Source organism: Inquilinus limosus (assembly GCF_002195995.1).
Lineage (GTDB): Bacteria > Pseudomonadota > Alphaproteobacteria > DSM-16000 > Inquilinaceae > Inquilinus > Inquilinus limosus_C.
This window is the reverse complement of sequence record NZ_NHON01000185.1, coordinates 1-5,208: the sequence shown is the minus strand read 5'-3', so window position 1 is coordinate 5,208 and position 5,208 is coordinate 1. Positions and strand designations below refer to the sequence as shown.

The following is a 5,208-nucleotide window of genomic DNA, read 5'->3' as shown; positions in this document are numbered from 1 at the left end:
AGCACCTCCTGCGCAAGGCCGCTCGACGCAACCCCGACGCTATCTGCGACGCCATCGCCTCCATCCTCGACACTGTCACCCCGCCACAGTGCCGCAACTTCTTCGCCCAGGCCGGTTATGACCTCAGATAAATTCATCCCGCTCTAGGATGGCGGCGGTCCTTCCGCCAATCCGACCGGATGCATGGTCACGAGCCTCCTTCCCCTCCAGATCGGCCAGGCGGCGCCCGACGGCGCCGGCGGCCGGTCGGGCCGGCAAGGGGGCGGGGCGCCCTTCGCCGCGCTGATCGCGCTCGGGGCTGAAGCCGCGCCGCCGTCCGGGCCCGCTTCCGCATCCGAGCGCAAGGACGTGTCGGCGGCACCTTGGATCTTTCCCTGGCCGATCCCGGCGAGTCCTCGTCCGGATCCTCCGGCCGGCCCGGCGATGCCTGCGGCCGAGACGGGCGACGGCGCCGCACCGTCGGAGACGGCGCTGCGGGATCAGGCCCCTCGCATTTCCCCTCCCGCCGATCCGGCCCGGTCCATCGCGGCGACCCCGGATAGCGGCACGCCTCCGCAACTCCCGGAACCGCCCCTCGTGATTCCGCCGGCGGGCCCTGCCGCCGGAGCGGCCATGGTCGAGGCGCCGGTGGCCGACCTCGCATCGGCGATCCGGCCGAAGCCGCATCACCGCCGACCGGCGCGAGACGCTGGACCTGCTGATGAGCGAATCCCGGGTGCTGGAGAAGGCGCTGACCGACGCCGGAATCGATCCCGGCCGCCGCGGCATCGAGTTCTCGCTGCGCGGCGACTGCGGCCGCGGCCGCGAACCGCCGTCGCCACAGAGCCCGGCCGGGCGCGGGGAGGAGCAGCCGGCCCTGCCGTCCCGGCCCGAAACCGCCCTCGGCCCGGCGCCCGGCCTCCCGGCCTCCCGGCCTCCGGCCTCGACAGCCTGGTGTGAGCCGCACCGCATCCGAAGGACCCGCACGATGGTCGACCCCGTCGGCGCCGCCCAGACGCCGCAGACCTCCACCGACTACCAGACCTTCCTCAAGCTGCTGACGGCGCAGCTGAAGAACCAGGACCCGCTGGCGCCGATGGATTCGACCCAGTTCGTCACCCAGCTGGCGACCTTCAGCCAGGTCGAGCAGCTGGTCAGTGCCAACAAAGGCCTGACCCAGCTGGTCGACGCCACCGGCGCCAACACCAACCGGCTGGACCTGGCCTATATCGGCCGCACCGTCGAGGCGCAGACCGACCGCTTCGCCTTCGACGGCAAGAGCGCCGCCCTGGCCTATGCCGTGGGCAAGGACGCCAAGACCGTGGAGGTCCAGATCAAGGCGGAGGACGGCACGGTGATCCGCCGCGTCACCGGCGAGACGGCGGAGGGCCGGCACGAGATCGCCTGGGACGGCATGCAGGACGACGGCAAGACGGCGCCGGCCGGCACCTATCTGGTCGAGGCGGTGGCCAAGAGCGAGGCGGGCGACGCCGTCGACGCCGCCGTGGTGGTCACCGACACGGTCAAGGAGGTGATCTTCTCGCCCGACACCGGCAGCGCCATCCTGGTGCTGAAAGGCGGCGGCCAGGTGCGCTCGGCCGATGTGCTGAAGGTGTCGGGCTGAGGGAGGTGTCGGGCTGACGGCCATTCCACACCGTCATTGCGAGGAGGCGAAGCCGACGAAGCAATCCAGGGGCCGGTTCGCACTGGCCCCTGGATTGCTTCGCTGCGCTCGCAATGACGATCAGGGGAGAGGCTCTCCCTACCGGTCGAAATCCACCGCCGTGGTGTTGCCGCCGCTGACCACCACGCCGACCCGCTCGCCCGGCGCCGGGCGGTAGCGGCCGGACAGCAGGGCCGCGAAGGCCGCGGCCCCGCCGGGCTCCGCCACCACACGCAGCCCCGCCCATAACGCGCGCTGGGCGTCGCGGATCGCCTCGTCGGTCACCAGCGCCGTGGCCGCCACATGCTGCCGCACCACCGGGAACACCAGCTCGCCGATCCGCTTCGGCGCCAGGCTGTCGGCGGCGATGCCGCCGGTTGGGGCGTCGACCGGCCGCCCGGCCTCGAAGGCCTTGTGCAGGGTGGGCGAGGCCTCGGGCTCGACCCCGACGACCTTGACGCGCCCGGCATACCAGGCGGCGATGCCGCCGATCAGCCCGCCGCCGCCGACCCCGACCAGAACGGTGTCGAGCTCCGGCGCCTGGCTCTCCAGCTCCAGCGCCAGCGTGCCCTGGCCAAGCATGGTCTCGGCCTGGTCGAAGGCGTGGACCGACAGCGCGCCGGTTTCCGCGACCCAGCCATCGCAGGCGGCCAGGGCGTCGGCATAGCGGTCGCCGCCCACCACCAGCTCGGCGCCGGTGCGGCGGATGCGCTCGATCTTGGCGGGGGAGGAGATGGACGGCACGAAGATCCGCGCCGGCAGGCCCAGCGATGCCGCGGCATGGGCCACCGCCGCGCCGTGATTGCCGCCCGAGGCCGCCGCGACGCCGGCCGCCGGCACGTCGCGGGTCAGCAGGTTGGCGAAGGCGCCGCGGGTCTTGAACGACCCGGCATGCTGCAGCAGCTCCAGCTTCAGGGTGACGGCGCCGGCGTCGATGCCGAGATCGCGCCCCGCCGTCTCGACCACCGGCGTCCGCCGGATATGCGGCCGGATCAGCGGCTCGATCCGCGCGATGCCGTCGCGATCCACCGTCAGCTCGCCCATGTCCCGTCTCCCGTCTCGGATCGGCGCTCGGCCAAGGAATTCGTCGGATTGCTAATTACCTATCCGGCGGGGCGGCGGCAGGCAAGCCCGAACCGGTATCACAGAAAGGGGCACATGCCCCTTGACGGGAAATGGGCATATGCACCATATCCCGATCCATGAAGACCGTGCGCAACACCAGGGAAGGCGTCCTGGCCTGCAACGCCACCGCGATGCGCAAGGCGTCGCGGCGGATCGCGCAGCTCTATGACGACGCGCTGGCGCCCTCCGGGCTGCGCTCGACCCAGTTCGCCATCCTGGCCGAGCTGCACGAGCTGGGGGACAAGGCGCCGACCCTGGCGGAGCTGGCCGCGGCGCTGGTCGTCGACCGCTCGGCCCTCGGCCACACCCTGCGGCCGCTGGAGCGGGACGGCCTCGTCGTCCTGAGGGAGGGCGTCGAGGACCGGCGCCGCCGCCACATCGTGCTGACGGCGCAGGGGCTGGCGACGCTGCAGCAGGCCCTTGGTCTCTGGGAGGCGGCGCAGGCCCGGTTCCATGCGGTATTCGGCCAGAGCGAGGCCGAGGCGCTGCGCGGCGCGCTGCTCGACATCGCCTATGACGAGCGGCTGGGCACGCTGAAGGACTGAGTTTCCCATCGGAGGACGAGCCGCAAGCCGTCACCTCCTGTCATCAGAAATGAGCATATGTCCTTTCTCAAATATGGGCATATGCCCTTTCTAAAGGAAATCATCATGAGCACCACCGACAACACCACCGCCCTGATCACCGGCGCTTCCTCGGGCATCGGAGCGATCTATGCCGACCGATTGGCCCGGCGCGGCCACGACCTGATCCTGGTCGCCCGCAATGCCGAGCGCCTGAACGCCCTGGCCAGGCGTCTGACCGCCGAGACCGGCCGGACGGTGACGCCGCTGGTCGCCGACCTCACCGACAAGGACGATCTGCGCGAGGTCGAGGAGGTGCTGCGCACCGATCCGCGCATCGCCGTGCTGGTCAACAATGCCGGCTTCGGCTCCGCCGTCCCGCTGCTGCAGGCGGATGTCGACGCGATGCAGTCGATGATCGACGTGAACGTCACGGCGCTGACCCGCCTGACCTATGCGGCCGTGCCCGGCTTCGTCGCCCGCGGCGGCGGCACGGTGATCAACATCTCCTCGATCGTCGCCGTGGCGCCGGAGCTGCTGAACGGCGTCTATGGCGGCAGCAAGGCCTTCGTCCTGGCCTTCAGCCAGCAGCTGCGGCACGAGCTCGGGGCCAAGGGCATCCGCGTCCAGGCGGTACTGCCTGGCCCGACCTCGACCGAGTTCTGGGACATCGCCGGCGCACCCATCGCCGTCCTGCCGCAGCAGATCCAGGAGCGGATGATGCGGGCCGAGGACCTTGTCGACGCGGCGCTGGCCGGCCTGGACCAGGGCGAGGTCGTGACCATCCCGGCGCTGCCGGAGATCAAGGATTGGGACGCGGTCGAGACCGCCCGCCGGGCGCTGGCCCCGAACCTGTCCAATGCGGTCCCGGCTGCCCGCTACGGTTTCTGAGGCCTCGCGTCAGGGCGGTGTCAGCGAATGGACGAAATCGCTGACGCCGCCCAGCGTGATCTGGGTGCCGACGCACAGCAGCAGGAAGGCCATCAGCCGCGACAGCACCCGCACCTGGGACTGGCCCAGCAGCGCCACCAGCCGGTCGGCCGAGGAGTAGGCCACCCAGACGCTGGCGGAGATCGCCAGCGCCGCAGCCGAGGCGCCGAGCACGAAGGGCAGGAAATCCGGCTGCCCGACCGGCAGGTTCGACCCGATGGCGATGGCGACCGAGATGGTGCCGGGCCCGGTGGTGAAGGGCATGGTCAGCGGATAGAAGGCGACGGCGTCGATGCCCTCGGCCTCCGACGCCTGCTCCTGCTTGCGTTCCTCCTGCTGCTCCGGCGATTGCAGCAGCCGCCAGGCGCTGGCGGCGACGATCAGCCCGCCGGCGATGCGCAGCGCCGACAGGCTGATGCCGAAGAAGCTGAGGATGTAGGCGCCGCCCCACAGCGCGCCGAGCATCACCAGGGCGGAATAGACGCCGATCTTCCGCGCCAGCATCAGGCGCTCGCCATGCGACCGCGCGGCGGTGATCTGGCTGAAGATCAGGGCGGCCCCGATCGGGTTCACGATCGAGAACAGGGCGGAGAGCGTGAGCAGGAAGGTCTGGATCGAACCGCTCATCCGAGACTCCGAGGTGGTGCCGACAGCCTGACCGATCATCCCGCCCCGCCGCAACTGTCGGATAGGACGCGGGTGTGTCTGACCACACCGCCCCCAAGCTGTCATCCTCGGGCTTGACCCACGGCTGTCCGGTTTAGTTTCAGGCCCATTGGAGCATCAATTGGTCTGGATTGGAGAGAGGGATAGGGTCGGGCAGGAGCAGGCGGTCGATGCGCCTGCGCTGCATGAGGTTGGCGCGGACCAGGCGAGCGAAGGCGAGCGGTGATTTGACCGAGCTTTGCKCCGCCTGGCTCAGGCGGAGCAGCAGGAAAGCGATCAGGG

Annotated in this window: 5 protein-coding genes and 1 pseudogene; 3 read left to right on the top strand and 3 right to left on the bottom strand. The window is 70.7% G+C overall.

Going from position 1 to position 5,208, the window contains the following annotated elements; genetic code table 11:
* Positions 1 to 700 precede the first annotated feature (700 nt).
* Positions 701 to 1,603 (top strand): flagellar hook assembly protein FlgD, encoded by a 903-nt coding sequence (locus tag BWR60_RS35545; RefSeq protein ID WP_088158003.1) that lies wholly within the window; start codon positions 701 to 703, stop codon positions 1,601 to 1,603.
* Between the two features lie 138 nt (positions 1,604 to 1,741).
* Here BWR60_RS35545 and BWR60_RS35540 read toward each other — a convergent pair whose 3' ends face one another.
* Positions 1,742 to 2,686, bottom strand: a complete 945-nt coding sequence (locus tag BWR60_RS35540) for a threonine/serine dehydratase (RefSeq protein WP_088158001.1) — start codon at positions 2,684 to 2,686, stop codon at positions 1,742 to 1,744.
* A gap of 158 nt (positions 2,687 to 2,844) precedes the next feature.
* Between BWR60_RS35540 and BWR60_RS35535 the strand changes: the two genes are divergently transcribed.
* On the top strand, positions 2,845 to 3,312 hold the full coding sequence (locus tag BWR60_RS35535) for a MarR family winged helix-turn-helix transcriptional regulator (protein WP_218823839.1): 468 nt from the start codon (positions 2,845 to 2,847) through the stop codon (positions 3,310 to 3,312).
* 105 nt (positions 3,313 to 3,417) lie between these two features.
* Entirely contained in the window at positions 3,418 to 4,221 is an 804-nt protein-coding gene (locus BWR60_RS35530; protein ID WP_088157999.1) for an SDR family NAD(P)-dependent oxidoreductase, read from the top strand.
* Between the two features lie 9 nt (positions 4,222 to 4,230).
* Here BWR60_RS35530 and BWR60_RS35525 read toward each other — a convergent pair whose 3' ends face one another.
* Together BWR60_RS35525 and BWR60_RS37895 are read right to left on the bottom strand one after the other, a co-directional pair.
* The gene (locus tag BWR60_RS35525; RefSeq protein ID WP_088157997.1) at positions 4,231 to 4,887 is read right to left on the bottom strand and encodes a MarC family protein; all 657 of its coding nucleotides are present in this window, start codon (positions 4,885 to 4,887) and stop codon (positions 4,231 to 4,233) included.
* Between the two features lie 139 nt (positions 4,888 to 5,026).
* Positions 5,027 to 5,208, bottom strand: a pseudogene (locus tag BWR60_RS37895) (IS4 family transposase); the annotation flags it as partial.